Annotated in this window: 24 protein-coding genes; 9 read left to right on the top strand and 15 right to left on the bottom strand. The window is 59.3% G+C overall.

Features of this window, described 5'->3' with window-relative positions:
• Window positions 1–294: 294 nt before the first annotated feature.
• The 5 genes from rlmKL (at window position 295) to rmf (ending at window position 6,671) form a co-directional block, all read left to right on the top strand.
• A complete protein-coding gene (gene rlmKL, locus PG892_RS11245; protein ID WP_162726567.1) occupies window positions 295–2,466 on the top strand; it encodes a bifunctional 23S rRNA (guanine(2069)-N(7))-methyltransferase RlmK/23S rRNA (guanine(2445)-N(2))-methyltransferase RlmL in 2,172 nt (723 codons plus the stop codon).
• Window positions 2,466–2,693 (top strand): glutaredoxin family protein, encoded by a 228-nt coding sequence (locus tag PG892_RS11240; protein WP_102948506.1) that lies wholly within the window; start codon window positions 2,466–2,468, stop codon window positions 2,691–2,693. Before rlmKL ends, PG892_RS11240 begins: the two co-directional genes overlap by 1 nt.
• 72 nt (window positions 2,694–2,765) lie before the next feature.
• Window positions 2,766–4,676 (top strand): ATP-binding cassette ATPase Uup, encoded by a 1,911-nt coding sequence (gene uup / locus PG892_RS11235; RefSeq protein WP_029314544.1) that lies wholly within the window; start codon window positions 2,766–2,768, stop codon window positions 4,674–4,676.
• Window positions 4,677–4,684: 8 nt separating this feature from the next.
• The gene (locus PG892_RS11230) at window positions 4,685–6,334 is read left to right on the top strand and encodes a DUF3466 family protein (protein WP_053288446.1); all 1,650 of its coding nucleotides are present in this window, start codon (window positions 4,685–4,687) and stop codon (window positions 6,332–6,334) included.
• Window positions 6,335–6,491: 157 nt separating this feature from the next.
• A complete protein-coding gene (gene rmf / locus PG892_RS11225; RefSeq protein WP_005315693.1) occupies window positions 6,492–6,671 on the top strand; it encodes a ribosome modulation factor in 180 nt (59 codons plus the stop codon).
• A gap of 80 nt (window positions 6,672–6,751) precedes the next feature.
• Here the strand turns inward: rmf and fabA are convergent, their stop codons facing one another.
• From fabA to PG892_RS11205, 4 genes are all read right to left on the bottom strand, one after another.
• Entirely contained in the window at window positions 6,752–7,312 is a 561-nt protein-coding gene (gene fabA / locus PG892_RS11220; protein ID WP_010674758.1) for a 3-hydroxyacyl-[acyl-carrier-protein] dehydratase FabA, read from the bottom strand.
• Between the two features lie 78 nt (window positions 7,313–7,390).
• The gene (locus PG892_RS11215) at window positions 7,391–9,370 is read right to left on the bottom strand and encodes a Lon protease family protein (protein ID WP_102948504.1); all 1,980 of its coding nucleotides are present in this window, start codon (window positions 9,368–9,370) and stop codon (window positions 7,391–7,393) included.
• A 207-nt stretch (window positions 9,371–9,577) separates the two neighbouring features.
• The gene (locus PG892_RS11210) at window positions 9,578–10,873 is read right to left on the bottom strand and encodes a tyrosine-type recombinase/integrase (RefSeq protein ID WP_048207700.1); all 1,296 of its coding nucleotides are present in this window, start codon (window positions 10,871–10,873) and stop codon (window positions 9,578–9,580) included.
• Window positions 10,874–11,153: 280 nt separating this feature from the next.
• Window positions 11,154–11,459: a YebG family protein gene (locus PG892_RS11205; RefSeq protein WP_103858452.1), complete on the bottom strand. Its 306-nt coding sequence runs from the start codon at window positions 11,457–11,459 to the stop codon at window positions 11,154–11,156.
• A gap of 220 nt (window positions 11,460–11,679) precedes the next feature.
• On the opposite strand from PG892_RS11205, the gene PG892_RS11200 reads away from it, so the two are divergent.
• The 4 genes from PG892_RS11200 to rsmF all read left to right on the top strand — a co-directional run bounded on the left by PG892_RS11200 (window position 11,680) and on the right by rsmF (window position 17,074).
• A complete protein-coding gene (locus PG892_RS11200) occupies window positions 11,680–12,324 on the top strand; it encodes a paraquat-inducible protein A (RefSeq protein ID WP_010674754.1) in 645 nt (214 codons plus the stop codon).
• On the top strand, window positions 12,302–12,910 hold the full coding sequence (locus PG892_RS11195) for a paraquat-inducible protein A (protein ID WP_010674753.1): 609 nt from the start codon (window positions 12,302–12,304) through the stop codon (window positions 12,908–12,910). The genes PG892_RS11200 and PG892_RS11195 overlap by 23 nt, the downstream gene beginning before the upstream one ends.
• Before the next feature lie 51 nt (window positions 12,911–12,961).
• Window positions 12,962–15,514, top strand: a complete 2,553-nt coding sequence (locus tag PG892_RS11190; RefSeq protein ID WP_128313215.1) for an MlaD family protein — start codon at window positions 12,962–12,964, stop codon at window positions 15,512–15,514.
• A gap of 129 nt (window positions 15,515–15,643) precedes the next feature.
• A complete protein-coding gene (gene rsmF / locus PG892_RS11185) occupies window positions 15,644–17,074 on the top strand; it encodes a 16S rRNA (cytosine(1407)-C(5))-methyltransferase RsmF (RefSeq protein ID WP_270825412.1) in 1,431 nt (476 codons plus the stop codon).
• Window positions 17,075–17,307: 233 nt separating this feature from the next.
• Here rsmF and PG892_RS11180 read toward each other — a convergent pair whose 3' ends face one another.
• The 11 genes from PG892_RS11180 to fabD form a co-directional block, all read right to left on the bottom strand.
• A complete protein-coding gene (locus PG892_RS11180) occupies window positions 17,308–17,592 on the bottom strand; it encodes a RepB family protein (protein ID WP_041215903.1) in 285 nt (94 codons plus the stop codon).
• 163 nt (window positions 17,593–17,755) lie between these two features.
• Window positions 17,756–18,784: a site-specific integrase gene (locus tag PG892_RS11175; protein WP_134997868.1), complete on the bottom strand. Its 1,029-nt coding sequence runs from the start codon at window positions 18,782–18,784 to the stop codon at window positions 17,756–17,758.
• A 297-nt stretch (window positions 18,785–19,081) separates the two neighbouring features.
• Complete coding sequence (locus tag PG892_RS11170) at window positions 19,082–19,861, bottom strand: TatD family hydrolase (RefSeq protein ID WP_254232042.1); 780 nt, start codon at window positions 19,859–19,861, stop codon at window positions 19,082–19,084.
• A 12-nt stretch (window positions 19,862–19,873) separates the two neighbouring features.
• Window positions 19,874–20,821, bottom strand: coding sequence for a DNA polymerase III subunit delta' (gene holB / locus PG892_RS11165; protein WP_010674747.1), 948 nt, complete (start codon window positions 20,819–20,821; stop codon window positions 19,874–19,876).
• The gene (tmk, locus tag PG892_RS11160; RefSeq protein ID WP_010674746.1) at window positions 20,806–21,447 is read right to left on the bottom strand and encodes a dTMP kinase; all 642 of its coding nucleotides are present in this window, start codon (window positions 21,445–21,447) and stop codon (window positions 20,806–20,808) included. The genes holB and tmk overlap by 16 nt, the downstream gene beginning before the upstream one ends.
• Window positions 21,447–22,448: an endolytic transglycosylase MltG gene (gene mltG, locus PG892_RS11155; protein WP_029314535.1), complete on the bottom strand. Its 1,002-nt coding sequence runs from the start codon at window positions 22,446–22,448 to the stop codon at window positions 21,447–21,449. The genes tmk and mltG overlap by 1 nt, the downstream gene beginning before the upstream one ends.
• Window positions 22,438–23,244 (bottom strand): aminodeoxychorismate lyase, encoded by an 807-nt coding sequence (pabC, locus tag PG892_RS11150; protein ID WP_182721850.1) that lies wholly within the window; start codon window positions 23,242–23,244, stop codon window positions 22,438–22,440. Before pabC ends, mltG begins: the two co-directional genes overlap by 11 nt.
• A gap of 66 nt (window positions 23,245–23,310) precedes the next feature.
• Entirely contained in the window at window positions 23,311–24,552 is a 1,242-nt protein-coding gene (fabF, locus tag PG892_RS11145; RefSeq protein ID WP_010674743.1) for a beta-ketoacyl-ACP synthase II, read from the bottom strand.
• Window positions 24,553–24,633: 81 nt separating this feature from the next.
• Window positions 24,634–24,870 (bottom strand): acyl carrier protein, encoded by a 237-nt coding sequence (gene acpP / locus PG892_RS11140; RefSeq protein ID WP_005300909.1) that lies wholly within the window; start codon window positions 24,868–24,870, stop codon window positions 24,634–24,636.
• Between the two features lie 157 nt (window positions 24,871–25,027).
• Window positions 25,028–25,762: a 3-oxoacyl-ACP reductase FabG gene (fabG, locus tag PG892_RS11135; RefSeq protein WP_010674742.1), complete on the bottom strand. Its 735-nt coding sequence runs from the start codon at window positions 25,760–25,762 to the stop codon at window positions 25,028–25,030.
• Window positions 25,763–25,775: 13 nt separating this feature from the next.
• The gene (gene fabD / locus PG892_RS11130) at window positions 25,776–26,711 is read right to left on the bottom strand and encodes an ACP S-malonyltransferase (RefSeq protein WP_010674741.1); all 936 of its coding nucleotides are present in this window, start codon (window positions 26,709–26,711) and stop codon (window positions 25,776–25,778) included.
• Window positions 26,712–26,761 lie beyond the last annotated feature (50 nt).

Here is a 26,761-nt window from a genome sequence, read left to right as displayed (position 1 = left end):
CTGCGCGAGCAGCTATCACCCAGTAATGGGAATCCCCCTCCTGTGACGCGAAGCGCTAAGGTGGGGGAGGATGTCAATATTTGTCTTTTTCCTTCGTCTGGTCGTCACGACCATTTTCTGCCTGGTCCTGGCAAGATTTTCGAATTCTTTACGAATGTGATGGTAGACAGCTGCCAGCCAAGAGCGGGATCCTGTCGCCCGCAAGGGGGGAGGGGAGAGTCTGCCGCGCCTCTTGCCGTTTATATGGCGCCTTTGTCCAAGGTTCGAGTGCCGAGCGCGGGCCGATAAGGTATAATGCGGCACTATTTTTATGGCATCCCCGTGAGCGTGATGAAAGAATTTTTTGCAACCTGCCCCAAGGGGCTGGAAAACCTGCTGGCCGTCGAGCTGACCAATCTGGGTGCGGAGCAGGTCCGTGAGACCGTGGCCGGCGTCCACTTCAAGGGCGAACTGGCCATCGGCTACAAGGCCTGTCTGTGGAGCCGCTTTGCCTCCCGTATCGTGCTGGTGCTCTCCGAGTTCCAGATGAACGACGATCTGGACCTCTACCTCGGGGCTCATACCATTCCCTGGGAGGAGCACTTCTCCGGTACCGCCACCATCGCGGTGGACTTTACCGGTACCAACGCCTCCATTCGCAATACCCAGTACGGCGCCCTGAAGATCAAGGACGCCATCGTCGATCGCTTCACCAAGCGCGGCCACGTGCGCCCGGATGTGGACAAGAAGTCTCCGGACATTCGCATCATGGCGCACCTTGGCAAAGGCAAGGCCAATATCACGCTGGACTTGTCAGGCCCGGCGCTGCACCAGCGCTTCTATCGCCAGGGCACCGGCGAGGCGCCCCTCAAAGAGAACCTGGCTGCGGCCATGATTGCCCGCAGCGGCTGGGCTGGCGAGCCCATGATGGACCCCATGTGCGGCTCCGGTACCCTGCTGATTGAAGCGGCCTTCATCGTTGCCGACATGGCGCCTGCGCTGCGCCGTGAGCGCTTCGGTTTCGATCGCTGGCTGCAACACGATGGTGAACTGTGGCAGAGTCTGATGATGGAAGCCCAGGTGCGTGCCAAGCGCGGCATGCAGCGCTGCGAGGTGAAACTGTTCGGTTGCGATGCGGATACCCGGGTCCTGATGAAGGCCCGTGACAACGCCAAGGCCGCCGGCGTGGCCCATCTCATTACCTTCAAGCAGGCCGATGTCACCAAGCTGGAAAATCCGCTGCCGATGCCGGCTGTGGAAGGAGAGAGCCGTCAGGTCGGCATGCTCATCTCCAACCCGCCCTATGGCGAGCGTCTCGGTGAATTCCCGGCGTTGCTGGAAGTGCATCAGGCCCTTGGCGATGCCCTGCGCCGCGGCTTCCAGGGGTGGAAGGTCACCATTCTCTCCGCCTCTCCCGAACTCCTGAGCTGCCTGCGCTTGCGTGCCGACAAGCAGTATCGCCTGTTCAACGGCGCCCTCGAGTGCCAGCTGCGCAACTATCAGATCGCCCTCGATGCCGTCGCTTCCCAGAAAGAGGTGGCCCAGGACTTTGCCAACCGTCTGCGCAAGAATCTGAAGACCCTCGAGAAATGGGCGAGCAAGGAGAACCTCGATTGCTACCGCCTCTATGACGCGGACTTGCCGGAGTACAACGCTGCCATCGACCGCTATCAGGATTATCTGGTGGTACAGGAGTACGCGGCGCCCAAGGACATTCCCGCCCAGAAGACCCGCCAGCGTCTGCTGGACATGGTGCAGGCCGCCATCAAGGTGACCGGCATGGACGGCGAGAAGGTGATCCTGAAGGTGCGCGAGCGCCAGGAAGGCAAACAGCAGTACCAGAAGCTCTCCGAAGAGCAGCACCGGATGGAGGTTCAGGAGTACGGTGCACGCCTCTGGGTCAACCTCTACGACTATCTGGACACCGGCCTCTTCCTCGACCATCGCCAGACCCGCCGCATGCTGGGCCAGATGGCTCGGGGCAAGCGCTTCCTGAACCTCTTCGCCTACACCGGCAGTGCCACCGTGCACGCGGGGCTCGGCGGCGCCCGCGAAACCACCACGGTGGACATGTCGCGCACCTACCTCAACTGGGCCCAGGACAACATGCGCCTCAACTCGCTGGTGGGCCGCGAGCACAAGTTCGTGCAGGCGGACTGCCTGAAGTGGCTCTCCGAGGCGGACGAACAGTACGACCTCATCTTCATCGATCCGCCCACCTTCTCCAACTCCAAGCGGATGGACGAGAGCTTCGACGTGCAGCGGGATCACCTGCTGTTGATGCAGCACCTCAAGCGCCTGCTCGCGGCGGACGGCACCCTGGTCTTCTCCAACAACAAGCGCCACTTCAAGATGGACTTGGCCGGCCTTGACGCCATCGGTCTCAAGGCGCAGAACATCACGAACAAGACCCGGCCCAAGGACTTCGAGCGCAACCAGCATATCCACAACTGCTGGATCATCACCCACGCCGAGGCACAAGGCTGATGCTGACCCTGTTTCACACCGACGGCTGCCACCTGTGCGAACAGGCGTGGACGCTGGTGGAACAGGCCGGGATGGCCGCGCAGACCCGCCGTTGCGACATCCTGGAGGAGGAGGCCTGGCTCGAGGCTTACCGGGTGCGCATCCCGGTGCTGCAAGACAGTGCCGGCCGGGAGCTGGGCTGGCCTTTTACCCTGGGGGAGCTGCAAGGCTGGCTGGTACAGGGGTGAGCAGGATTTGACGACAAAACGGGGGCAGACTCACGCTGCCGCCCGTTTTTTCATAAGCAACAAGGAACAAACATGGCTCTTTTGACATTGCACGGCGCGTCCCTGTCGTTCAGTGATTTTCCGCTGCTCGACCATGCCGAGCTCACCATAGAGCGGGGCGAGCGCCTCTGTCTGGTGGGTCGCAACGGGGCGGGCAAGTCTACCCTGATGAAGGTGATTGCCAGCGAACTGCCGCTGGACGACGGCCGTCTGGTGTTGCAACAAGATTTGAAAGTGACCCGCCTCGAGCAGGATCCGCCCGCCTCGAGCGAGATCACCGTGTTCGATTACGCCGCAGAAGGGCTGGCCGGGGTAGGGGAGCTGCTCAAGCAGTACCACCATGTCTCCCACGCCCTGGCGCACGACCCTTCCGATGCCAACATTCGCACCATGAGCCAGTTGCAGGAGCAGCTCGACTATCAGAACGGCTGGCAGTACGAGACCCGCATCAATCAGGTGCTGACCCTGCTTGATCTCGACCCTGATGTGACGCTCGACAGTCTGTCTGGCGGCTGGCTGCGCAAGGTGGCTCTGGCCCGCGCCCTGGCGTGTGACCCGGATCTGTTGCTGCTGGACGAGCCGACCAACCACCTGGACATCGATGCCATCAACTGGCTGGAAGAGTTCCTCAAGGATTTTCGCGGCGCCATCGTCTTCATCTCCCACGACCGGGAGTTCATCCACAAGCTGGCGACCCGGATCATCGATCTCGATCGCGGCGTGATCACCTCCTGGCCCGGTAACTATGACGAATATCTGCAAGGCAAGGAGGAGTGGCTGCGGGTCGAGGAGCTGAAAAACGCCGAGTTTGACCGCAAGCTGGCCCAGGAAGAGGTATGGGTGCGCCAGGGGATCAAGGCGCGTCGTACCCGCAACGAGGGACGGGTGCGGGCCCTCAAGGCGATGCGCATGGAGCGCACCCAGCGCCGGGAACTGCAGGGCAAGGCCAAGCTGCAACTGGACGAGGCGGGCCGCTCCGGCAAGCTGGTGTTCGAGACCGAGGGGCTGGGGCTGGACTTTGGTGATCGCACCCTGTTCCAGGGACTGGATCTGCAGGTGCTGCGCGGGGACAAGATTGCTCTGGTGGGCCCCAACGGCTGCGGCAAGTCGACCCTGATCAAGCTGCTGATGGGTCAGCTCGAGGCGAGCCGTGGCTCGGTGCGCCAGGGGACCAACCTGGAAGTGGCCTACTTCGATCAATATCGTGAGCAGCTCGACCCCGAGAAGACGGTGGTGGACAACGTGGGGGAGGGCAAGCAGGAGGTGATGGTTCGCGGCCGCTCCCGCCACATCCTCGGCTACCTGCAGGACTTCCTGTTCGAGCCCAAGCGGGCGCGCACCCCGGTCAAGGCCTTGTCAGGGGGCGAGAAAAACCGTCTACTGTTGGCCAAACTCTTCCTCAAGCCCAGTAACTTGTTGATTCTGGATGAACCAACCAACGACCTGGATGTCGAAACGCTGGAATTGCTGGAAGAGCTGCTCACCGATTACCCGGGGACCCTGCTGCTGGTCAGCCACGATCGCCGTTTCATCGACAATACCGTGACCGGCTGCTGGCTGTTTGAAGGGGATGGTCGGATCAGCGATTATGTCGGGGGCTACGCCGACATGATGGCCACACGAGCCCTGCAGGCCGCCCAACAGACGGCCAAGCCGGCCCCGGTCAAGGTGGCAGAGCCTGTCGCGTCGGCAGCGGAGCCTGCGAAAAAAACACGAAAACTCTCTTACAAGTTGCAACTGGAGCTGGATAATCTGCCAGCCCGGCTGGAACAGTTGGAAATGGAACTCGATGCCCTGCAGGCCGAGATTAACCACCCCGGTTTCTTCTCTCTGCCAGCAGAGCAGACCCAGCCCAAACTGGATGCATTGAATGCGGCAGAGGCCGCATTGGAACACGCCTTCTCCCGTTGGGAGGAGTTGGAAGCGTTGAAACATCAAGACTAAGGAAGTAGATGAAAAAGCAATTATCCATGCTGGCCATCCTGGTCGGCGCCAGCCTCAACGCGCAGGCGGCACAAAGCTCCTTTTTCACCATCGTCGATGACGAAGTCAAAGGCTATGCCAGCGGGATCAGCGGCGATGCCAACGGCCTCATCGGGCTCAACACCAAAAACAACATGGCGGAATACTTCTCCACCGTGCGGTTTGCCGACTTCCTGGTGGATCGTTTCCGTTTCGAGCAGGGTTGCATGCTCTCCAACTCGGTCTGCAACTCCTTCTGGAGCGACAACTCGGGCTTTGCCTACCAGTGGCGTCGCGACTTCCTGGACAAGGTGGATCAACGCAGCAACCTGGGCTACGTGACCAGCTCCGAGGTTGATGGCCTGGTGACGGCCCTCGGGGATGTCCCGGAGGATCGGGTCGGTTACAAGATGAATGGCAAGCTGCGCACCGCCTTTGCCGTGGTCAATGACGGCAACCCGGTCGAGCTCAAGGATGCGGCCAGCACCCACGGCCTGAGCGTACCCACTTCCATCAAGAAGCTGGACAACGGTCAGTATCTGGTGACCGGTACCGCGGCCAGCGACAAGTATCGCCACAAGGTGGGCGGTGACTTCTACAAGTGGTGTTTCGAGACGGGCAATGACAGCCAGTACGGTGACTTCCGCTACTGCCCCGGGGTCGATACCCAGGCGAGCTTCTGGCTGCTCAACAGCTCGGGCGGGTTCAACAAGTTGATGCAGGCCGGCACCTATGGCCATCAGCGTGACGAGGTGCTGCAAACCGCCTCTGCACTGGGCGTGGCCAAGTACAACGGCACCCTCTACGGCGTGGGCTACAGCTCCACCGGCGAGGTGGGCACCGGTGATCTGGATGGTCGCAACCTCGCCAGCTACTGGACCCTGGATACGGCTACCGGCACCGTGGGCACCACCAAGATCATCCCGCTGCCGGATGGCGAGCCTGGCAAGGACGATGCCAAGCTGCAACACAGCTGGGCCGTGGCCGTCAACGACAACGGCTACGTGATCGGCAACCAGCGCTATCGCATCAACAAGGGACAGAACCGCCCGGTGGAGATGTTCCTGTTCAACCTGAGCAAGCCGGGTACGGCGGCCAGCCTTCCTCTCCAGGACAAGCCGGTCTCGGGGGCAGGCTCGGAAGCGGCCGCCATCAACGAGCACAACATGGTGGTCGGCTGGCGCGACTCCCGCCATCAGACCCAACCAGTGGTCAATGGCACCAACCGCATGCAGGAAGCCTTCCTGCTGAACGCGGCCGCCCCGGCCAACAGCTGGTATCTGAACGATCTCATCTGTGGCAAGGATGACGCCGGCAACAAGCAGTGTGCCCAGAACGGCAAGTACTATCACATCGCTTACGCCAGCGGCATCAGCAGCGACGGCACCATTGCCGCGACGGCGTATCGCTATGACAGCGAGAGCGACCTCAACAAACGCGCCAACGCCACCGTGGTCGCCGTCAAACTGACGCCGGCCGTGGCGGATTATCAGGGCAATGCCCCGGCCAGCTATGTGGTCAGCAATGCGCCGGTCAACAACCAGACCGGTCAGGATGGTGGCGAGGGCGGTGGCGGCAGCCTGTTCTGGTTGACTCTGCTGGCGCTGCCCTTTGCCTGGCTGCGTCGCTATCAGCGATAAATAAGTGTCATCAAAAATTAATGCAGTTCAGTATCTTGTGTCACAACCCCTGAATAGCATGGAATTTTTTGTTTGACCCTGCCTCCCCCCTGGGGTAAAAATGAAGGCGACCGGTGAAAAACTGGTCGCTTTTTTTGTTCCACGAAGAGGGTCGTAGATGATGAAGAGACAGAAACGGGACCGTCTGGAGAGAGCTCGCGCTCGTGGTTATCAGGCTGGCGTAGTCGGCAAACAGAAAGAAGCGTGTCCGTACCAGTGCCTGGATGCAAGGGGCCATTGGCTTGGTGGTTGGCGCGATGCCATGGAAGGGCGAGGCTCAGGCCTCTTCATGAAGTAACCGATACTTCATCACTCATTACAAAAGGAAAGGGGCCATCGTGGCCCCTTTACGTTGTCTCTGCTCACCCAGGAGCAGGATCAGAATGCGGTGGTGTCTTTGAACAGGCCCACTTTCAGATCGGTGGCGCTGTAGATGGGGCGACCATCCACTTCCACGACGCCATCGGCAATGCCCATGACCAGTTTGCGGTTGATGACGCGCTTGAAGGTGATCTTGTAGGTGACCTTCTTGGCCGTCGGCAGGATCTGGCCGGTGAACTTGACTTCACCGACACCCAGCGCACGTCCTTTGCCAGGACCCCCTTTCCAGCCCAGGAAGAAGCCGACCAGTTGCCACATGGCATCCAGGCCCAGGCAGCCGGGCATGACGGGATCGCCGGGGAAGTGGCAGTCGAAGAACCAGAGATCCGGCGTAATATCGAGTTCAGCCAGGATTTCACCCTTGCCGTGCTCGCCGCCATGGTCGTTGATCTTGACGATGCGATCCATCATCAGCATGTTGGGGGCGGGCAGCTGGCTGTTACCTTCACCAAATAATTCGCCACGGCTGCAGGCAAGCAGCTCTTCACGGGTAAAGGACTCTTTGCCTTGTTCGCACAGGGAGAGGCGGGGATCAGTGGTGTCGTTATCTAGGGTCACGCTGTTTATCCTTCATATGGGTCAAAGCCGGGCCAATTTAGCTTACAGCTGTTCGCTAAACAACTCCGATCACTTCATTTAACGGCCAAGCAGCCGATCCAGCAGGCTGCGCAGCAGGCCGCCACTCTTGGTTGCCGTGCCATTGAGTTCGTCAAGTCTCTCCTGGATGCGACCAAACAGGGTATCCGGCATGTCCGGTTCGCCAGCAACGCAGCCGGTGAGCAGCTCGATAGCCTCTTCCACGTGATCCACCGGGTGGATGTGGAACTGGCCGGCCTCTACTGCCGCGATCACTTCATCAGAGAGGTTGAGCTGCTGGGCGTTGGTGCCGGGCAGCAGAATGCCTTGCTTGCCGGTGAGACCGTGGATCTTGCACACCCGGAAGAAGCCCTCAATCTTCTCGTTCACGCCGCCAACGGCTTGCACATTGCCGAACTGGTCGACCGCACCGGTCACGGCGAAGTGCTGATAGATGGGCTGGCGGGCGAGGGCGGAGAGGAGGGCACACAGGCCGGTCAGGGAGGCGCTGTCACCATCGATCTCGTGGTATGACTGCTCGAACACCAGGTTGGCCGAGAGCGGCGAGGGGTTCTCTGCACCGAACTTGTTGGAGAGGTAACCGTGGATGATCATCATGGCCTTGGCGTGAATGTGACCGGCGAGCTCCGCCTTGCGCTCGATGTCAGCCACATCGCCATCCCCGAGGTGGACGGTCGCGGTGAGGCGTACCGGCTCCCCGAAGTCATAGGGATGGCCGGCCACCTGGATGACGGAAAGGCCGTTGATCTGGCCAACCTCTTCACCGTCGGTCTGCAGCAGGATCTGGCCGTCGATGACACCCTGATCCGATTGCTCCACCAGATAGTTGAGGCGGTAATCCTGCTCTTCCAGGGCGAGCAGGATATGTTCGTCAGTGACGCAGGTCGCTTCCAGCTCGCGGGCCAGGCTGTCGGCCATGCGCATGATGGCGCCGAGCTGTACCTCGGAGAGGGATAGCCACTCCTGGTGGTCACACAGGCGGCTGGCATGGCGACAGAGGGCGAGGAGGGCACTTGGCGTGAAATCCAGCAGCGCCCAGCGCGCTCGCAGCCAGGCGAGATATTGCAGGAAGGCGGGGAGATCTTCCTCGATGTTCACTTCGGAGACCAGATCGGCACGCAGGAAGATGCGCTCCGCCATGTCCCTGTCCAGCATCTGGAATTCCGCCACGTCCAGCCTGTCACCGACCAGGATCAACTTGAACCGGATGGGGGTCGCTTCCGGGGTGAAGAACGGCGTCAGCGTCTTGCCTTCCTGATAGGCATTCCAGTCCAGCTCGCCTTTTTGCATGGCGTTTTTGAGCTTGAACCAGAGATGAGGCTGATCCAGCAGCTCATCGAGCTGAAGTATCAGGTAACCACCGTTGGCTTCCCGCAGCAGACCAGGTTCCAAAAGGTGCTGGTTGGCGTAAACGGAGCCTTGTTCCGTCTGATAGTTGATGGAGCCGAACAAGGTATCCCAGTTCAGGTCACGGCCGTAGACGACAGGGGCTTGCTGATCCTCATGATGGATCAGCAGGTTGATTAGCACCGGGTGCTGGAACTCGAGGCCCTGGGCGACATGGGCGGCCAGATCGGAGAGGAAATCCACGATCTTGGGGTCGTTGTTCTGTTTGCGGATGATCCGGGTGACCAGCCGCTCGGCGTCGAGGTGGTGGCTCATCAGCTTGAGCAGCTCACCGACCATTTCGCAGAACTCGAAACCCGAGCCCGGTTGCAGGCGCAGCCAGATGGGCTTGAAAGGGTTGTTGAGATTCTCGGTATAACAGAGATCGAACAGGTCGCCATCCTTGCCATTCGAAGAGGCGATCAGGGTCTGGCAGACATTCTCGTAATCTGCACCGGGGAAACCGTTGAGGATCATGACCGGGCAGTCACCATCAAAACTGGCCAGCCGTTTGATACCCGAAATCGCTCTGGGTTGCAGGGCGGCAAACGGCATGGGGTCGAGTTCGCCAAGTGTGGGGAACTGCTCAATCGAGAAAGCGGGTTTTAATTGTTCTGATGTTAATTCAGCCACTTAAGACATCCGGTCGGGGATAGGATCAATTGCCACCATTATACACAGTTCGGTTGAGGGTGACAGAATACCAAGATATATCATTTAACATAATATACATTATGCGCGGTGTCGTATTTTATGAGTCCCAGGGCATGATCAATCAAGGATTGTCTTTAGGTCCCGCGTCTTGGTTATGAGTGCAGTTTTATTGTTCACCACTGGTTATCAATCATATGTACGGTCCTGGTCGAGCAAGTGGTCAAGCGGCTTGCGGCTGGCACTCTCGTGACGTTCCCGGTTGCCGGTGTGCAGGTACTTGGAGGTGGTGTCGATGCTATCGTGTCCCGCATCGGCTTGTACGTGGGATAAAGGCCGGCCGTGCAGATTGATGTCATGGGTGATACCGGTGTGGCGAATGGAGTGCGGCGTCAGGGTTCGCATTTCAGCGGCATCCTGATCAAAACCGTCTTGTTCGGCGAGGCTTGCGGCCTGTTCAAATACCGCCATTACCAGGTCTCGTAGCTGGCGGATACCCAGATTGGCATTGAGTTCACCTTGTTCGCGGCCATGGGCCGCCGCCTTGTGGCGTACGAACAGCGGGGTTTGCTCTCCGGGGGCCGGCAGTGGCGAAAGTCCAAGAAAGGTACGATAGCGAGCCAGGGCTTCGAGCAGAGCCTGAGAAACGGCCACGGTGCGACGTTTACCGCCTTTGCTGCGGGGAATGTCATAACCCCAGACGCCCGTTTTGGCGTCACGTCGAAACTGGCCCATGACGGGGCTGAAACCCGGCCTGGCCGCCACCTCGGAAATCCGCAGATAACAGGCATACATCAGACAGATGAGAAAGCGGCTGCGCTCATGTTGTGCCGGGCATTCGGCAGCGAGCTGTTCGGCGGCTTGCATCACATAGGACCATTGCAGTTCGGTGAAGGATTGCGCGTCTTCACCAGCCTCCTGGGGGCCCGCACGTTTAACCCGCTGCAGCAGGAGAGCCGGATTGCGATCCATGTACTCCTCCTGGATGAGAAACTGGAAGAAGGCGGACAAAATGGCGAGTTTTGTCTTCATCGCCTGCTCACTCAGTCGATACGGCAGCTCCCGGCCCAGTTCCCGCTTGCCAAGAAACGGACGCCACAGGGGGTTTGGCAACCGTTCCCCCCACTCCTTGTCGAGCACGAACTGGGCGACGTTGCGGTAGGCAATCAGTCCGGACGGTGGCGCCTGGCAATAGTCGAGATAGCGCATCATGATGCGCCTGGTGAGATCCCTGGGGCTGATGGCCACCTCGCAAAAACACCAGTGCAAAAAAGTGGTCAGCTCACTGCGATAGGTCTTGTAGTTGTTTTCGCTGTGGCGCTGCTCCAGCAGCCAGTCGACGGCCAGCTCATACACGATCCCCGCGTCGGGGACCTTGCCAAGACTCAGGGTGGCGAGGTACTGGTTGACCTGGGGATTGCCCGCTTCAAGGTGGTCCACGCTATCGAACAGTGGCATGGCGGGTGGAAGTGCTGGATGAGTCATGATGGTGTGTGATGTCGGTTGAATGTTTTGAACGGGGCCGTAACCCCCTGATGCCGATAAATGGGGTTATCGGCATCAGGGCTTGCAGTGCGCCTTGGGGGCAACGACCTGAGGCATCTTGCTGTGATACCCCATGATCACGAGCAATCGGCATATTCAATGAATATGCAGTGTGGTTGGAAAATTCTCGGGGAAAATAGCCGCGATAATGACTTAAGTTGCACTTTTCATGAATGAGAGAGCGGCTTCTGCCTCACATCCCCTTCCCCGCCCTTTCGTCTCAAGCCACGCTCTTCAGGGGCTTCCCCTTTGGCAGTTCAGTATCCTGCTTGTCTTCTTTGGATGGATTCCCCTGCCCTTTTCCACCGCGCAATACCTGCTGCAACTGATCCCGCTGCTCGGCCAGATAAAAGGCCAGACTCTCCTGCTGTTCCGGTGCAAGCGCGACCGGCGCGCCCGCCAGCAGTGTCATCAGCTCATCGGCGGTGTCCAGCAGTTTGTCATAGGCATCCGCCTCTTTCTTGCTGGCAAAGGTCATCTTCTCCACTCCCCCACGTACCACAACATACTTGATCTCAACGGCCATCGCGGCGCCCTCCTGATGATTGTGATTGCAAGTATATGTACGTATATACAGTATTGCAAATACCCTCAGCATGTCGGCATGCATCGCCAGCCCCTGCTTGGCTGGCGGCGGCCAGTTCACACCGGAAAACACGTCTTTTCAAAGGGGGCTGTGCAGCGCGGCAAGACAGGGCAGGCGTTTTAAGGTAAATTTCATCAATTCCTTCAACAGGTTGAATCGTATGTCGGATCCGCACTCGGTGATTGTCTGTCCGGCCTGTGACTTGCTGATCGAACGCAAGTTGCTGCCGCTGCGCCGTCACGCCCATTGCCCCCGCTGTCATCAGCATCTGTATGGGCGCTATGCCTTTCGCCCTTCCCAGTTGATGGCGCTGACCATCACCGGATTCCTGTTGCTGCCTTCCGCGTTTTTTGAGCCTTTGATCTATCTTCGTCTGGCGGGCGTGAACTCGGACGCCAACCTGATCAAGGGAATTATGATGCTGTATGCCGAGAGCGAGCTCTGGGTGGCAACACTGGTGCTCTGGTGCGCCGTGCTGGCGCCGACAGGGTTGCTGCTCGGGATCTTTGCCCTCGCCTCCGGCCTGGCCAAGCGCTGGCATCTGCTGGCGTGGACCCTCAAAGCGGTCGAGGTATTTCGCCACTGGGCCATGCTGGAGGTGTACATCGTCAGCCTGCTGGTCGCCCTGTTCAAACTTATCGACATCGCCGACGTGCGCCTGGGAGGCGGTCTGCTGAGCCTGGGTTGTCTGATGCTGCTCAACATGACGCTGCTGATCCTCTTTGATCCTGCCCCTTACTGGGAGCGGATTCCGCTGCAACACGCCTCCCGGGAGCCGGACCATGTCCCCGATCAGCGCCCGTGAACTGGGGCTTTGCCGCTGCCATACCTGCGGGTTGCTGGTGCGCCATCAACACGGCATGAGCTGCCCTCGTTGTCACACCCCCTTGCAGATGCGCATCCCCCATTCCCTCGCCTGGTCATGGGGCCTGCTGGCGCTGGCCACCTTCATGTTGTTGCCTGCAAACCTGCTGCCCATCACCCACTTCTACAACAAGGGATTATTGCAGTCCGATACCATTTTCAGCGGTATCATGGCGCTCTATCGCAGCAAGATGTCCGGCATCGCCACCATAGTACTGACGGCTAGCATCATCGTGCCCATCGGCAAGATCCTGGGTCTTGGCTGGATCTGCTGGCAGTTGCAGCGCAGCAAGCCGGTGCGCCGCAAACGCCAGCTCGTCATGTACCGCATCATCGATTTCATCGGACGCTGGTCCATGCTGGACCTGTTCGTCATCTCGCTGATGGTGGCCCTGGTGGATCGCGGCGTGCTACTCAACGTGCGTGCCGGCCCCGGGGCGACGGCATTCGCCGGCGTGGTGGTGCTCACCATGATGTCGGCCAGGATGCTCGATACCCGCCTGTTGTGGGACAAGGCGGCCCGTTAATGTTTTTTGTGTCGAACGCGCTGTGCATCACAGCCAATGTAAGGAGTCGGTATGGTCGGGGCTGAGCCCGTCATTGAGAAGCACCGCTGGTTATCCCCGGTCTGGTTGCTGCCCTTCATCGCCCTCTTGCTGGCGGGAGGCTTTCTCTACCAGCAGTGGACGAGCAGTGGTCAACTCATTCGCATCAACTTTGCCCAGGGCAACGGTATCTTGCCGGGCAAGACCCAGTTGCGCTATCAGGGGGTCGCCATCGGCGTGGTCCAGGAGCTTGAACTGGCACAGGATGGTCGCAAGATTGCGGTGCTGGCCAAGGTGGACAGCCGTGCCCGCTCCCTCATACGCAAGGGCTCCGACTTCTGGCTGGTGAGTCCGAAGGCGTCACTGACCGAGATCTCCGGCCTGGACACCCTGGTGTCCGGCAACTACATCAACCTGCAACCCGGACGGGAGAACAACCCGCTGGAGGATGAGTTCGATGCCCTGGATGGCCCTCCCCCCGGTTATCAGGCCCAAGGGCGAACCCTGCACCTGACAGCCGATTCTCTGGGGTCGGTGGGCATCGGCGCCAAGATCTATTTCCGCGGGCTGGAGGTGGGCAGTGTCATCAACACCCGTCTTGGGGAAGAGAACCAGAACGTGATCCTGGATCTGGTGATCGAGCCGCGCTTCGAGCACCTCGTCAAGGCGGATACCCGCTTCTGGAACATCAGCGGCATCAAAGGCTCCTTCAGCCTGGCTGGCGTCAGCGTGGAGGCGGGCAGCCTCACCTCCATCCTGAGCGGCGGCATTGCGTTTGACTCCCCCAAGGATTCTCCCGTGGCGCAAAAGGGGGTCAATTTCATCCTCTACAAGGGGTTGGCCGAGGCCGCCCGGGGTGAGCGCATCACCATCCAGGCGGGGACTCTGCCCATCAAGGAAGGGATGCCCATCCTCTATGAGGGCATCGAGATTGGACGCATCGACCCCATTCGCCTCACCGAGCAAGGGCGAAGCGTGACGGCCCTCATCAACCCCGAACAGGCGTTCCGGGTGACCGGCAAGAGTCGTCTGGTGTGGGAGACGGTCTCTCTCTCCCCTGCCGGGATCAAGCACGCGGATCGCCTGCTGGCCGGGCCCGCCATTCGTCTGGACTATGAACCTGGTAAACGGGTCAACACCATGACCCTGGAGAGCCAGGCACAGCGCGGCGGCATCAAGCTGACCCTGCAGGCCGAGGATCTCGCCGGTTTGAGCGAAGGGGCTCCGCTCTGGTTCAAGGGGTTGCAGATAGGTCAGCTCGGGGCACTGACCCTGGATGCCGGCGGCAATGCCAGTGTCGAGTTGCTGGTGAACGAGCGTTATCGCCATCTGCTGCAACGGGCTCGCTTCTATCGCGCCGCCCCCTTGCAGGTGGAGGCGGACCTCAGCGGTATCAAGGTGGAGACCAGCCCGGCCAGTGCCTGGTTGGCGGGGGGCATCAAGCTGGTACAGGCTGCGAAGGGTGACAGGATTGACCGCCTCTACCCCAGCCAGGAGCTGGCCCTGCTTGGGAGCCGCCATGCCAAAGCGGTCAGCTGGACGCTGCGTGCCGCTCAGGCTGATGGGATCGGTGTGGGCTCCCCCGTCTTCTACCTGGGACTGGAAGCGGGCAAGGTCAAGGCGCTGGATGCCGATGGTCGCGGGGTGGCCATCACCCTGGAGATCGATGCCATCTATGCTCCTTTACTCAAGCAGCAACCCCAGTTCTGGAAGAAGGCCGCCATCGACGGCAAGATCCGGCTCGACGGCGTGCAGGTCAAGATGGGGAACCTCGCCACCCTGCTGCGTGGTGCCATTGAATTCGACAAGCTGGGGACAGGTCGCAGCAGTCATCAGCTCTTTGACAGCAAGGAGCAGGCAAGCTCCCAGGTGCGCACCCTCACGCTCACGGCGGATCACAACCCGGGTCTCGGGGTCGGCAGCCCCATCCGCTATCGCGGAGTGGACATCGGCAAGGTGGAGCAGGTGGAACTGGATCCGACCCTGGGCCAGGTAAGCTTCAAGGCCGAGCTGAATGAGCAATATGCCGCGCGCTTCCTGCAATCCGGGGCGCGCTATGCCCTGGTGCAGGCCAAGGTCGGGCTGGGGGGCGTTGCCCACCTCGATACCCTGATCAAGGGGGCCTTTGTGGAGGCGACTCCGGGCCGGGGGGCTGGCAAGGAGACCTTCCCCTTGAGCCAGAGTGGCCCCGCCGGTCTTGCCCTGACCCTCAAGAGCCCCTCCGTCGATGGCATCAGCGTGGGCAGCCCCCTGCTGTTTCGCAAGATGGTGGTGGGCAGCGTCACCGGCGTGACCCTGGCCCGGGATGGCAGCGAGGTACTGATCGATGTGAATGTGGATGGACAGTACGCCCATCTGATACGCGCCAATAGCCGCTTCTGGAATGTCTCCGGGGTCAAGGCCGATATCGGGCTGACCGGTGGCACCATCGAGGTCGAAACGGTGCAAAGCCTGCTGGCAGGCGGGATTGCCTTCAATACGCCGGAGCGGGAAATGGGCGCGACCGTCAAGGCGGGCCATCGTTATCCGCTTCATGCCAAGGCAGAGAAAGAGTGGCTGGAGTGGAGCCCCCGCATCTTGCCCTGAGTTATTCCCCTGTTCGTCAAAAACCGGCCTTGTGCCGGTTTTTTTATGGCCTCATGGACTCCCCCATCAAGAAGGGCCGCGCACTGTGGTAAGATGTCGCCCCTCATTTTGGGTCAGCGAGATTGCGCCGTGCACGACAACACCTACCTCCCCGATCACTTCCTGCGTCACATTGCGGAGTTCATGCCATCCCATCTCTCCATGGAGGCATTCGTGGCGAGTTGCCGGCAGCCGCTGCGGCGCAGCATCCGGGTCAACACCCTCAAGATCCCGGTATCCGAGTTTGTCGCCCGCATGGCGCCGCTTGGCTGGCAGCTGGATCCCGTGCCCTGGTGTGTAGCCGGCTTCTGGCTCACCCGCAGCGATGAGAGCGTTCCCCTTGGCAACACGGCCGAGCATTTGTGCGGCCTCTTCTATATCCAGGAAGCGAGCTCCATGTTGCCGGTGACGGCGCTCTTTGCCAGTGAGCAAACCAGACGGGATGGCATGTTGCTGGACGCGGCCGCCGCCCCTGGTTCCAAGACTACCCAGATCGCGGCGCTGATGGAAAACCGCGGCATGCTGATCGCCAACGAGTTTTCCAGCAGCAGGTTGAAAGTGCTGAGCGCCAATATCCAGCGCTGCGGTGTGACCAACGTCGGCATGACCCATTTCGATGCCAAGGTCTTTGGCCAATGGCTGCCTGAAACCTTCGACGCCATCCTGCTCGACGCCCCCTGCTCCGGCGAGGGGACGGTGCGAAAAGATGAAGACGCGCTGCGCAACTGGAGTCTCGAGAGCATCGACGAGATTGCCGCGGTGCAGCGTGGCCTGCTGGAGAGCGCTTTTCACGCCCTCAAACCCGGCGGCGTACTGGTCTACTCCACCTGCACCCTGAGCCTGCAAGAGAACCAGGACGTCTGTCAGTCACTGCAAGAGAAGTTCGGTGATGCCTTCAGCTTTGACTCGTTGGCCGATCTCTTTCCGGGGGCGGAGCAAGCCTGTACGCCGGAGGGATACCTGCACGTTTGGCCCCAGATCTTCGACAGTGAAGGCTTTTTCGTCGCCCGGTTGCGCAAGCATCACTCCGTGCCCAACACCATGTTCAAACCGGGCAAGCTCGGCAAGTTCCCCTTCTCGCCGCTGCCAGAGAAAGAGGCCGGCCCCATGCTGCGGGAGATTGAAGGGAATTTTGGCATCGTGCCCCATGGCCAACTGTTTGGCCGCAATGACGAGATCTGGCTCTTCCCTCACGCCTTCGAGCTGGTACAGGGGAAGCTACGTTTCGATCGCATCGGCATCAAGCTGGCTGAGACCTTCAAGAAGGGATATCGATTGACCCATGAATGGGCTCTGGCTTACGGCCATGAGGCGAGCAAGGGATGCGTCGAGCTGGATGCCGCCAATGCCCGTGAATTCATGATGGGACGAGATGTCTGGCCAGAGCAGGATGCCGGGACTGGGGAAGTGATCGTTCGTTACCAGGGGCACCCGCTCGGCATGGGGAAATGGGTGGGGAGTCGCATCAAAAATGCCCTGCCCCGGGAGCTGGTACGGGACAACAACCTGTTCAATGCGTGAGAGTGGGTCGCTCGAGCAATAATAGCGCCTGTTCGAGTCTGAAAAACCCCCACTCTGGTTGAACTTTTACCCGGTTCTTGAAATGCCTAGAGCCTTGTCTAAGCTTAAGGCTATCCGCATACCAGTTAGCGCACGGCTCTGCAAGGAGCCAATTCCCCTATGCCAGGTACAAGGAATTCGTACCTGGCTTTTTTTGTCTTCCTTTTTCAACCATGCCGACACGACGCCATCGTCTATTCGAGCATGTCTGCCGACTCGGGGACATCGCTCTGCTGCGCGTTGGTCGTTTGTTGCAGTTCGTGCTGATAGAGCAGATCGATTGCCTGCTCGATGATGGAGGCCTGACTGTCTTCCAGTTGTTGCCCCAGCATGGCCAACCTCTCTGCATGACGATTGCTTATCCAGCATTGCAACCGGCTGTGGGTTTCCTGCTTGCGCTTCACGTGCTGGCGCTGCCGTTCGGCATTCTCTTGCGCAGCGCTTTTCTTCAATTCCTGGCTATCGTGACCTTCCGACATGTCTATATCGTGAATGTTATCTCTCATTTTTCGTTGGCATCTTCTACGAAAGTAAATCGGATTACGACTCTCCCACCGTCATGATGTCTGTGGAGGACGACAAGAATATATCACCAGATCAACAGGATATCATTTAACATAAAAAAAGCAGGGGCGCGGTTTGCTATAACAACCCATCCAGGGCGTGATCGGAGAACTTGTGGGCATCGTCGAAATATTCCTGCAAGGTGCGCATGTCCTTGTGTCGGGTCACCTCGATGATCTTGTTCATCGGTTTGCCCGCCGTCACCGCAGAGGTGATGAACCCCCGCCGCAAACTGTGGCCACTGACGTGGAGATCGTCGATGGCCTGGCCGGTTCGCCGCTTGATCATCAGGTTGATACCTTGCGGCCCCAGGGGGTCTGCCATCAGCTGTTCCCAGCGATTCATCCGGCGAAACAGGGGGCCCTCAGCAATCCGGCTTTTTTTCAGCCATTGTTGCAATGCAGACACTGGGCAATACCGGATGCCCGGAATGAGTGCTATCTCCGATTCATGGAGCTGATGTTTGCTTGGTTTGAGACGAAGGCGTATCCCCTGCCCCACAAACTGCACGTCATCCACCTCGATCCTGGCCGCTTCCGATCGGCGCAAGGCGCCACTGAACATCAGCAGCAACAGGGTGTAATCCCGAAGTCCCGCCAGGTTGCTGGTATCTATCTCGTCCAGCACGCAGGCCAATGGTTTCAGGGTCAGCGCCCCCGTTTTGCGTTTGCGGTTATCACCGAGCCGTACTATGCCCCGCATCATCTCCTTTATCTCCGCATGCTCGGTCGGCATGGGGTGGATCCCCTTCTGCTTGAAGGCATAGCGAATGCCGGCAAGCCGTCTTACCAGGGTGGCCGGTTTGCGAGGTTCCCCGTTGCGAAGCTCCCCCTTCCCTTCTTCTTTGTCCAGCCAGACCCAGTTGGCCAGGATGCCGTCGGCCTGATCCGCCAGAAAATTCATGATGTCGTGGTGTGTCGTCTGCAAGGGCTCCAGCCCGTGGAGCTGGCACCAGGAGACAAAGATACGGGTATCTGCCTGATAGGCATTGAGGGTGGAGTCGGCTTTGGCGCTGCGCAGGAAGCGTCTTGCCCGGCTGTTCAGCTGAGGATCGAAGACGCTTTGCAAGGATTGCTGAACTGGGTTTTGAAGGCTTGGGTAGTTCACTTAACTCTATGATTTAAAGCGGAGTTTCGGTGGATCTTACAGGATCATCCAGATCTATCAAGTATCGATAATGAATATTATCGATACTTATGAAGAGTGCTTTTAACCCATTTCAGCCCCTCATTTATTCCTCAAGCATTCTGTCACCCCTGCTCTGTTTTATCAGGTGCTGGCGATTTGATCTCGTCAGCATCCACCATACAAAGTGAGAGATAACAACTTGGCATGATTGTTTTTGGATGGCGTGATAGTGCAGATTGTCATAGTAAAACGCCCCGCTATGCGGGGCGTTGTCTGTTATCGCTTTGCCAACTTGAACAATTCGAAGAAATTGTGGCTGGTGGCCTCCGCCAATTCAGCGAGCGGAATCTGGCGAAGATCCGCGATAAATTGGGCAACGTCGCGAACAAAGGCCGGCTCGTTCTCCCTCCCCCGGTGCGGAACCGGTGCCAGATAGGGAGAGTCGGTTTCAACCAGCAGTCGCTCCAGGGGCAACGCCTTGACCACGGCCTGCAGGGCTGAGGCGTTCTTGAAAGTGGCTATCCCCGAGATGGAAATATAGAACCCCATTGCCATCGCGGCCTCGGCCATTTCGAGGGACTCGGTGAAGCAGTGCAGCACTCCGCCCACCTGTTCGGCCCCCTCCTCTCGCATGATCCGCAGCGTGTCTTCCTGGGCATCCCGGGTGTGGATGATGAGCGGTTTGTTCAGTGCCCGGGCTACCCGGATATGTTCGCGGAAAGAGGCTTGCTGTACACCCTTGTTTTCCGGTGAATAGAAGTAGTCGAGCCCGGTTTCGCCGATAGCCACCACTTTCTCATCGGCCGCCTGAGTCAGCAGCAAGGCAGCATCCACCCCGGGATCCTGATTGAGCGGGTGAACACCGCAGGAGGCAAACACCTGGGGATGGGGGGCGATGGCCTCCATCATGGTCGGGAACTGGGCCTGAGTCACACTCACGCAGAGAAAATATCCCACGCTCTGCTGCGCCGCCTTGGCCAGTACATCGGCCATGTCGGTCTGCTTGGAGCCATAACTCAAGCGATCGAGATGGCAATGGGAATCAACGAGTAACATAGACAACCTTGTTTATAACCAGCGATTGAGCCAGTTCATCAAATGGATGGTGGGATTGGAAAGCTGCCCTGGCTGACAAGCCTCTTTCAGCATAACCAGCTGCTGTTCGGCTTCCAGGAGCCGTTCGCTGGAGTGTTTCTCTGCCAGTTGCTGGCTGAGTGATGCAAGATCCGGCATTGCCAGTTGATGATGGCCGCAGCCAGCCTGAAGCTTGAGGGCATCACACAGGAAGAGCTGCAACCAGTGCTGCCGGACCTGAGTATCCTCGGCCAACTGGGCACAGACATTCGCCGCACGGGTGGGGGCCGATGCCAGCGAGACAAATCCGTCGAGCAATGCCCGTCTGGCATCATCTTGCTGTGCTTCGATGTAGCTCAGCACCCGCAGCGGCGCACCCTGGCAGATCCGCACCTGGGCCTGGGTGGCCTGATGGCCCTGCTCGGCGAGCCAGGCAAGGGTCTCCCCCTCAGAGGGGAGCTGGCAGACATGCTTGTGACAACGGCTCAAGATGGTGGGGAGCAGGCGAGATACCCGGGATGCGATGAGCAGCAACAGACTGTCGCCAGCCGGCTCTTCCAGCGTCTTCAGCAAAGCATTGGCGGCAGACTCCGTCATGCGCTCCGCCTCCTGAATGATCACCACCTTGCCGCGACCGAGCTGGGATGTGCTCTGGAGGCGGCTGCAAATCTCCCGGATGGCTTCGACACCTATGGTCTTGCCCTCGGGCCCCAGGGTGCCAAGATCCGGGTGATGCCCCTTCTCAAACAGTTGGCAGGAGTGGCACTGACCGCAAGGCTCACCTCGTTGTGGATGCTGACACAGGTGCAGTCGCGCCAGTCGCTCTGCAAGCTGCTCCTTGCCAAGACCAGGATCTCCTAGCAGCAACCAGGCGTGCCCGAGCCGTCCGGCCCGGGCCGTCTCGCTCAGGGCATGCCAATCCGGGATCAGCCAGGGATACATAGCCCCTCGCTTGCCAGATAATGCTCAAGGGCAGCCTCGATGGCGGCTTTGACTTGCGCCGGGGGCAACCCGGCATCGATGATCTGGATGGAATCATCGGCGGCCGCCAACTCGAGGTAACGCTGGCGGGTACGTTCAAAGAAGCCGATCTGCTCCAGCTCAATCCTGTCCAGCTCGCCGCGATGGCGGGCCCGCTGCAGGCCGATGGCAGGATCGATGTCCAGATAGAGCGTCAGATCCGGCTTGAAATCCCCGAGGACCGCCCGTTTGATGGCGCCGATGAGGTTCGCATCGATGCCGCGGCCACCCCCCTGATAGGCCTGGGAGGAGAGATCGTGGCGATCGCCCACTACCCAGATGCCGTCTGCCAAGGCAGGCTTGATCCGGGTCTCCACCAGTTGTACCCGGGAGGCGTACATCAACAGCAGCTCGGCCTCGACTGTCAGGCGCTCGTCGTGCACTTCCTTGACGATGGCCCGCATGCGTTCCGCCAGCGGCGTGCCGCCCGGCTCCCGGGTGCACTCGATCCGCGCAACTCCGTGGGCTTGCAGATAGTCGGTCACATAGCGCACCGCAGAGCTCTTCCCTGCCCCTTCCAATCCTTCAATCACGATAAATTTAGACATTAGGGTTTCTTCAATATGTATTCACGCACCGCCCGATTGTGTTCATCGAGGGTCTTGGAGAAGTAGTGGGCACCGCCCCCCTTGGCAACGAAGTAGAGATAGTCGGTCGATTTGGGGTTGAGCGCCGCCTCGATGGAGGCCTTGCCCGGCATGGCGATGGGCGTCGGAGGCAGACCGTCGATCACATAGGTGTTGTAGGGGTTCACGTCGGTTAAATCGCTGCGGCGAATGTTGCCATCGTACCTCTCCTTCACCCCGTAGATGACGGTAGGGTCGGTCTGCAACTTCATGCCAAGGCGTAGACGGTTGACGAACACAGAGGCAATCTGGGCTCGTTCATCCGGTTGGCCCGTCTCTTTTTCGATGATGGAGGCCATGATGAGCGCCTCATAGGGTGTCTTGTAGGGCAGATTGGCCTGACGCTTCTCCCAGGAAGCCTCCAGGAACGTTTTCATGTCCTGATAGGCGCGGCGCAGGATGGAAAGATCGCTGGCATGAGTGGTATAGGCGTAGGTTTCCGGCAGGAACCACCCCTCCAGCTTGCCATTTTCGATGCCGAGTTCCTGAGCCAGCTCGGTTTCGCTCTGCTCCAGAGTCAGGCGCTCCAGATAGGGGGCGCTGGAAAGTTGCTTCAGCCAATCCTCAAAACGGGACCCTTCGACAAAGGTCAGGCTGAAGTGAAACTCCTTGCCGGAAGCAAAGAGAGAGAGAGTCTCCTTGAGCGGCGCCCCTTCCTTGATTTCATAGGTGCCGGACTTGATGGCCACCAGTTCGGGATGACCGCGCAACCAGAGGCGCACCGCCCAGGGGCTGGTTTCCCCCTCTCCCAGTTCGGCAATCAGGCGCGCCGCATGGGCGCCTTTTTCGACGGTAAAGAGGCGGGTTGGCCCCTTGTTGGTGAGCGTCTCCACCTGTTGCCACTTGTGATACACGTACCCTCCGGCAACGGCGACAGAGAGTGCCGCCCCCGCGAGCAGGGTGTAAAGCCGATTAAACTTCAATGACCAAGCGCTCCTGTAAACGGCGGATCAATACCGGACTGGGATAGTGCATATCCCCGATGCTGGTGACCGGGACAATCCCCATCAGGGTATTGGTCAGCCAGACCTCTTCCGCCTGCCAGAGTGACTCCAATGGAGCTTCAACGACACGCAGTTCAATGCCCATCTGTTTAAGCATCGTCATCACGCGCTTGCGCATGATGCCATCGATCCCGGCGCGGGTGAGATCCGGTGTGAACACCGTCCTGCCGCGACGCCAAAACAGATTGGCGCTGACCCCTTCTACCAGAAATCCCCGGCTGTTCAAGACTATACCTTCGACCCCGCCGCGCGCAGCAAGTTCGCGCTTCAGCATCACTTGTTCGAGGCGCCCCAGCGTCTTGAGACCGGCGAGCATGGGACTGTCCCCAAGATGCTGCTGGCATACCAAGGCATTGATGCCGGTTTGCTGCCAATCATGATAATGCTCAGGATAAGGTGCCAAAGAGACGATGCGAGTGGGCGTGTCACAGCCTGCGCCGTCATATCCCCGCCCACCGGCGCCCCGGGTCAGCATTATCTTGACGACAGCCTGTGCCTGCCCAGAAGCCAGCTGCGCCGCCTCGTCGGCAAGCAGGTCCCAGGAGTGCTCGCCAAAACCAAGCCGGGCGTTGGCATGTTGCAGCCGGGCCAGATGGTCCTGCCACCAGAGTACCTTCCCTTCCCTCACCAGCATGGTTGTGAAATGACCATCACCGTATGCCAGCCCACGATCCCTGGCTGACAGTGTTTCTGTGGGTATTCCATTAATCAGCAAGGGGATCCCTCCGATAAAAAAGGCCCGATACTGCCGTATCGGGCCTTATCATTCGCCCAGAGCGAATTATACGCGTTTGAAGATCAGGGAGCCATTGGTGCCGCCAAAACCGAAGGAATTGGAGAGGGCATATTCGAAGCTGCCAGCCTTGGCAACATGCGGCACCAGATCCAGGTCGCACTCATCATCCGGCTTGTCCAGGTTGATGGTGGGAGGCACCATCTGGTCACGCAGAGAAAGCACAGTGATGATCGCCTCGATGGCGCCAGCCGCACCCAACAGGTGGCCTGTCATGGACTTGGTGGAACTGACCATCAGGGCGCTGGCATGGTCACCAAACACCTTCTTCATGCCGCGCAGCTCTGCCACATCCCCAAGGGGCGTGGAGGTACCGTGGGCATTGATGTAACCGATCTGCTCGGGTGCGATGCCAGCATCCTTGATGGCGTTCTTCATGGCGCGTGCGCCACCATCGCCGTCCGAGGGAGGGGCCGTCATGTGATAGGCATCCCCGCTCATGCCAAAGCCGACCAGCTCGGCATAGATCTTGGCGCCGCGGGCCTTGGCATGTTCATACTCTTCCAGCACCAACACGCCGGCACCGTCGCCCAGCACGAAACCGTCGCGATCCTTGTCCCAGGGGCGGCTCGCCTTCTGCGGTTCGTCATTACGTGTGGAGAGCGCCTTGGCAGCGGCAAAGCCGCCCATGCCCATGGGGGTGGAGGCTTTCTCGGCACCACCGGCAACCATCACGTCCGCATCGCCATAGGCGATCATCCGGCCAGCCATGCCGATGGCATGGGTACCCGTGGTACAGGCGGTAGTCACGGCGATGTTCGGGCCCTGCATGCCTTTCATGATGGAAAGATGACCGGACACCATATTGATGATGGTGGACGGAACGAAGAAAGGGCTCAGCTTGCGAGGGCCGCCATTGATGAGGCTGCTGTGGTTCTGCTCAATCAGACCCAGACCGCCGATACCGGAGCCGATGGCAACGCCTACCCGCTCCGCGTTCTCTTCGTTGATGATCAGGCCGGAATCTTCCAGGGCCTGAACACCCGCCGCCACGCCATACTGGATGAAGAGATCCATCTTGCGGGCTTCTTTGCGGTTGATGCCGAACTCTTCGGGGTCGAAATCCTTGACCAGGCCTGCGAAACGGGTTGCGAACTCGCTTGCATCAAAGTGGTCGATGAGGGAAATGCCGCTCTGCCCGTTGAGCAGGGCTTGCCAGCTGGATTCGGCAGTGTTGCCTACCGGGGAAAGCATCCCCAAGCCGGTCACCACGACTCTGCGTTTTGACACTGAGGTAGTCTCCGAGAGGTGTTTTGAAAGGGGTAAACATAAAAGAAGCGGCCCTTGGGCCGCTTCTTTCAGAACAGGAACTTATTCCTGATTAGCGGTGATGTAGTCGATAGCCGCTTGAACAGTGGTGATCTTCTCGGCTTCTTCATCAGGAATTTCGGTATCGAATTCTTCTTCCAGCGCCATTACCAGTTCAACGGTATCCAAAGAGTCAGCGCCCAGGTCGTCGACGAAGGAGGCAGCGTTCTTCACGTCTTCTTCTTTAACACCCAGTTGTTCGATGATGATTTTCTTTACGCGTTCTTCGATGTTGCTCATGACCTGAATTTTCCTTTAAAAATACGCTATTGCGTCTGGTTGGGGTAGTGTATTCAATTGACGTGAGTTTGCAAGTGACTTGCCGCTGGTCAAACCACGAAATTCGCCAAACTTCGGCGTATTATCGCAAATTTGAACAGAACTCACGACAAATTGATTACACCATGTACATCCCGCCATTAACATGCAGGGTTTCGCCGGTAATATAGGCGGCATCATCCGATGCCAAGAATACCACAGCGGCAGCAATTTCTTTCGGATCGCCCAAACGGGCAGCAGGCACCTGATTCATGATGCCGGCGCGCTGCTCTTCATTGAGCGCCTTGGTCATGTCGGTCTCGATGAAACCGGGAGCAACCGCATTCACCGTGATGCCACGAGATGCCACTTCACGGGCCAGCGACTTGGTAAAGCCAACCAGACCAGCCTTGGCAGCAGCATAGTTGACCTGACCGGCGTTGCCCATGGTGCCGACCACGGAACCGATGCTGATGATGCGACCGTTACGCTTCTTCATCATGGCACGCAATACCGGCTTACTCAGACGGTACAGGGAGGTGAGATTGGTGTCGATGATCTCGTTCCACTCGTCATCCTTCATCCGCATCAGCAGGTTGTCGCGGGTAATGCCGGCGTTGTTGATCAGGATGTCGATGTCGCCAAAACGCGCCTTGATGGCGGCGAAGACGGTTTCGATAGATTCCTGACTGGTCACGTTCAGTGCCATGCCGCAGCCTTGTTCACCCAGGTAAGCACTGATCGCCTCGGCACCGCTCTCGCTGGTCGCGGTCCCCACGACTTTGGCGCCACGAGCAGCAAACATCTCCGCAATCGCACGACCAATGCCACGGCTGGCGCCAGTGACCAACACAACCTTATCGGTAAAACTCATGACTTGCTCCTGTTTACTTGATCTGGGCCAGTGCCTGCTCGAACGAGGCGGCGTCGTTGGCGTGAATACCTTCCACTCGCGCATCGATACGCTTGGCCAGGCCGGTCAATACCTTGCCCGGGCCCATCTCGATCTCGAGGGTAACACCGTCGTTTGCCATGCGCTCTACCGTTTCAGTCCAGCGAACCGGGCTGAACAGCTGACGCACCAAGGCTTGCTTGATGGCGGCAGGATCCTGCTCACAAGAGACGTCAACATTATTGATGACGGCGATGGCAGGAACCTTGATCTCGATCCCATCCAGGGCGGCGGCCAGCTTTTCTGCGGCCGGTTTCATCAGGGCGCAGTGGGAGGGCACGGAGACCGGCAGCGGCAGGGCACGCTTGGCACCTGACTCTTTCATCAGCACGTTGGCACGCTCGACCGCCTCTTTGTGGCCGGCGATGACCACCTGACCCGGAGAGTTGAAGTTGACCGGAGAAACCACCTGCCCCTGGGCCGCTTTCTCACAGTTGGCAGCGATGCTTTCGTTGTCCAGACCGATGATGGCAGCCATGGCGCCAGTGCCTTCCGGTACGGCTTCCTGCATGGCCAAACCACGCAGCTCGACCAGCTTGACGGCATCGGCAAACGCCAGCGCGCCGCTGCACACCAGGGCGGAGTATTCCCCCAGGCTGTGGCCGGCCATCACGGCAGGGGTTACCCCGCCTTGTTGTTGCCACAGGCGCCACAGCGCGACGGAGGCGGTCAACAGCGCTGGCTGGGTACGCCAGGTTTTGTTGAGATCCTCGGCCGGGCCTGCCATCACCAGGGCAAACAGGTCATAGCCCAGCACCTGGCTCGCCTCGGCGAAGGTCTCTTTAATCACTGCGTGTTGCTCGGCCAGCTCGGCCAGCATGCCGACGCTCTGGGAGCCTTGTCCCGGGAAGGCAATGGCAAATCGGGTCATCATTGATTCCTTTAAGGTAAGACGAATTCGGTAAGCGGGCGCCCGAGGAC

Source organism: Aeromonas sp. QDB68 (assembly GCF_027707405.1).
Lineage (GTDB): Bacteria > Pseudomonadota > Gammaproteobacteria > Enterobacterales > Aeromonadaceae > Aeromonas > Aeromonas caviae.
The sequence above is the reverse complement of the archived record's forward strand: the minus strand, read 5'-3'. Positions and strand labels throughout refer to the sequence as shown.

Bases quoted from the DNA above. Each gene is read 5' to 3' on its own strand.
- rlmKL (WP_162726567.1), top strand. From the start codon at position 295: ATGCGGCACTATTTTTATGGCATCCCCGTGAGCGTGATGAAAGAATTT.
- PG892_RS11240 (WP_102948506.1), top strand. From the start codon at position 2,466: ATGCTGACCCTGTTTCACACCGACGGCTGCCACCTGTGCGAACAGGCG.
- uup (WP_029314544.1), top strand. From the start codon at position 2,766: ATGGCTCTTTTGACATTGCACGGCGCGTCCCTGTCGTTCAGTGATTTT.
- PG892_RS11230 (WP_053288446.1), top strand. From the start codon at position 4,685: ATGAAAAAGCAATTATCCATGCTGGCCATCCTGGTCGGCGCCAGCCTC.
- rmf (WP_005315693.1), top strand. From the start codon at position 6,492: ATGATGAAGAGACAGAAACGGGACCGTCTGGAGAGAGCTCGCGCTCGT.
- PG892_RS11210 (WP_048207700.1), bottom strand. From the start codon at position 10,873: ATGACTCATCCAGCACTTCCACCCGCCATGCCACTGTTCGATAGCGTG.
- PG892_RS11205 (WP_103858452.1), bottom strand. From the start codon at position 11,459: ATGGCCGTTGAGATCAAGTATGTTGTGGTACGTGGGGGAGTGGAGAAG.
- PG892_RS11200 (WP_010674754.1), top strand. From the start codon at position 11,680: ATGTCGGATCCGCACTCGGTGATTGTCTGTCCGGCCTGTGACTTGCTG.
- PG892_RS11195 (WP_010674753.1), top strand. From the start codon at position 12,302: ATGTCCCCGATCAGCGCCCGTGAACTGGGGCTTTGCCGCTGCCATACC.
- PG892_RS11190 (WP_128313215.1), top strand. From the start codon at position 12,962: ATGGTCGGGGCTGAGCCCGTCATTGAGAAGCACCGCTGGTTATCCCCG.
- PG892_RS11180 (WP_041215903.1), bottom strand. From the start codon at position 17,592: ATGTCGGAAGGTCACGATAGCCAGGAATTGAAGAAAAGCGCTGCGCAA.
- PG892_RS11170 (WP_254232042.1), bottom strand. From the start codon at position 19,861: ATGTTACTCGTTGATTCCCATTGCCATCTCGATCGCTTGAGTTATGGC.
- holB (WP_010674747.1), bottom strand. From the start codon at position 20,821: ATGTATCCCTGGCTGATCCCGGATTGGCATGCCCTGAGCGAGACGGCC.
- tmk (WP_010674746.1), bottom strand. From the start codon at position 21,447: ATGTCTAAATTTATCGTGATTGAAGGATTGGAAGGGGCAGGGAAGAGC.
- acpP (WP_005300909.1), bottom strand. From the start codon at position 24,870: ATGAGCAACATCGAAGAACGCGTAAAGAAAATCATCATCGAACAACTG.
- fabG (WP_010674742.1), bottom strand. From the start codon at position 25,762: ATGAGTTTTACCGATAAGGTTGTGTTGGTCACTGGCGCCAGCCGTGGC.
- fabD (WP_010674741.1), bottom strand. From the start codon at position 26,711: ATGACCCGATTTGCCATTGCCTTCCCGGGACAAGGCTCCCAGAGCGTC.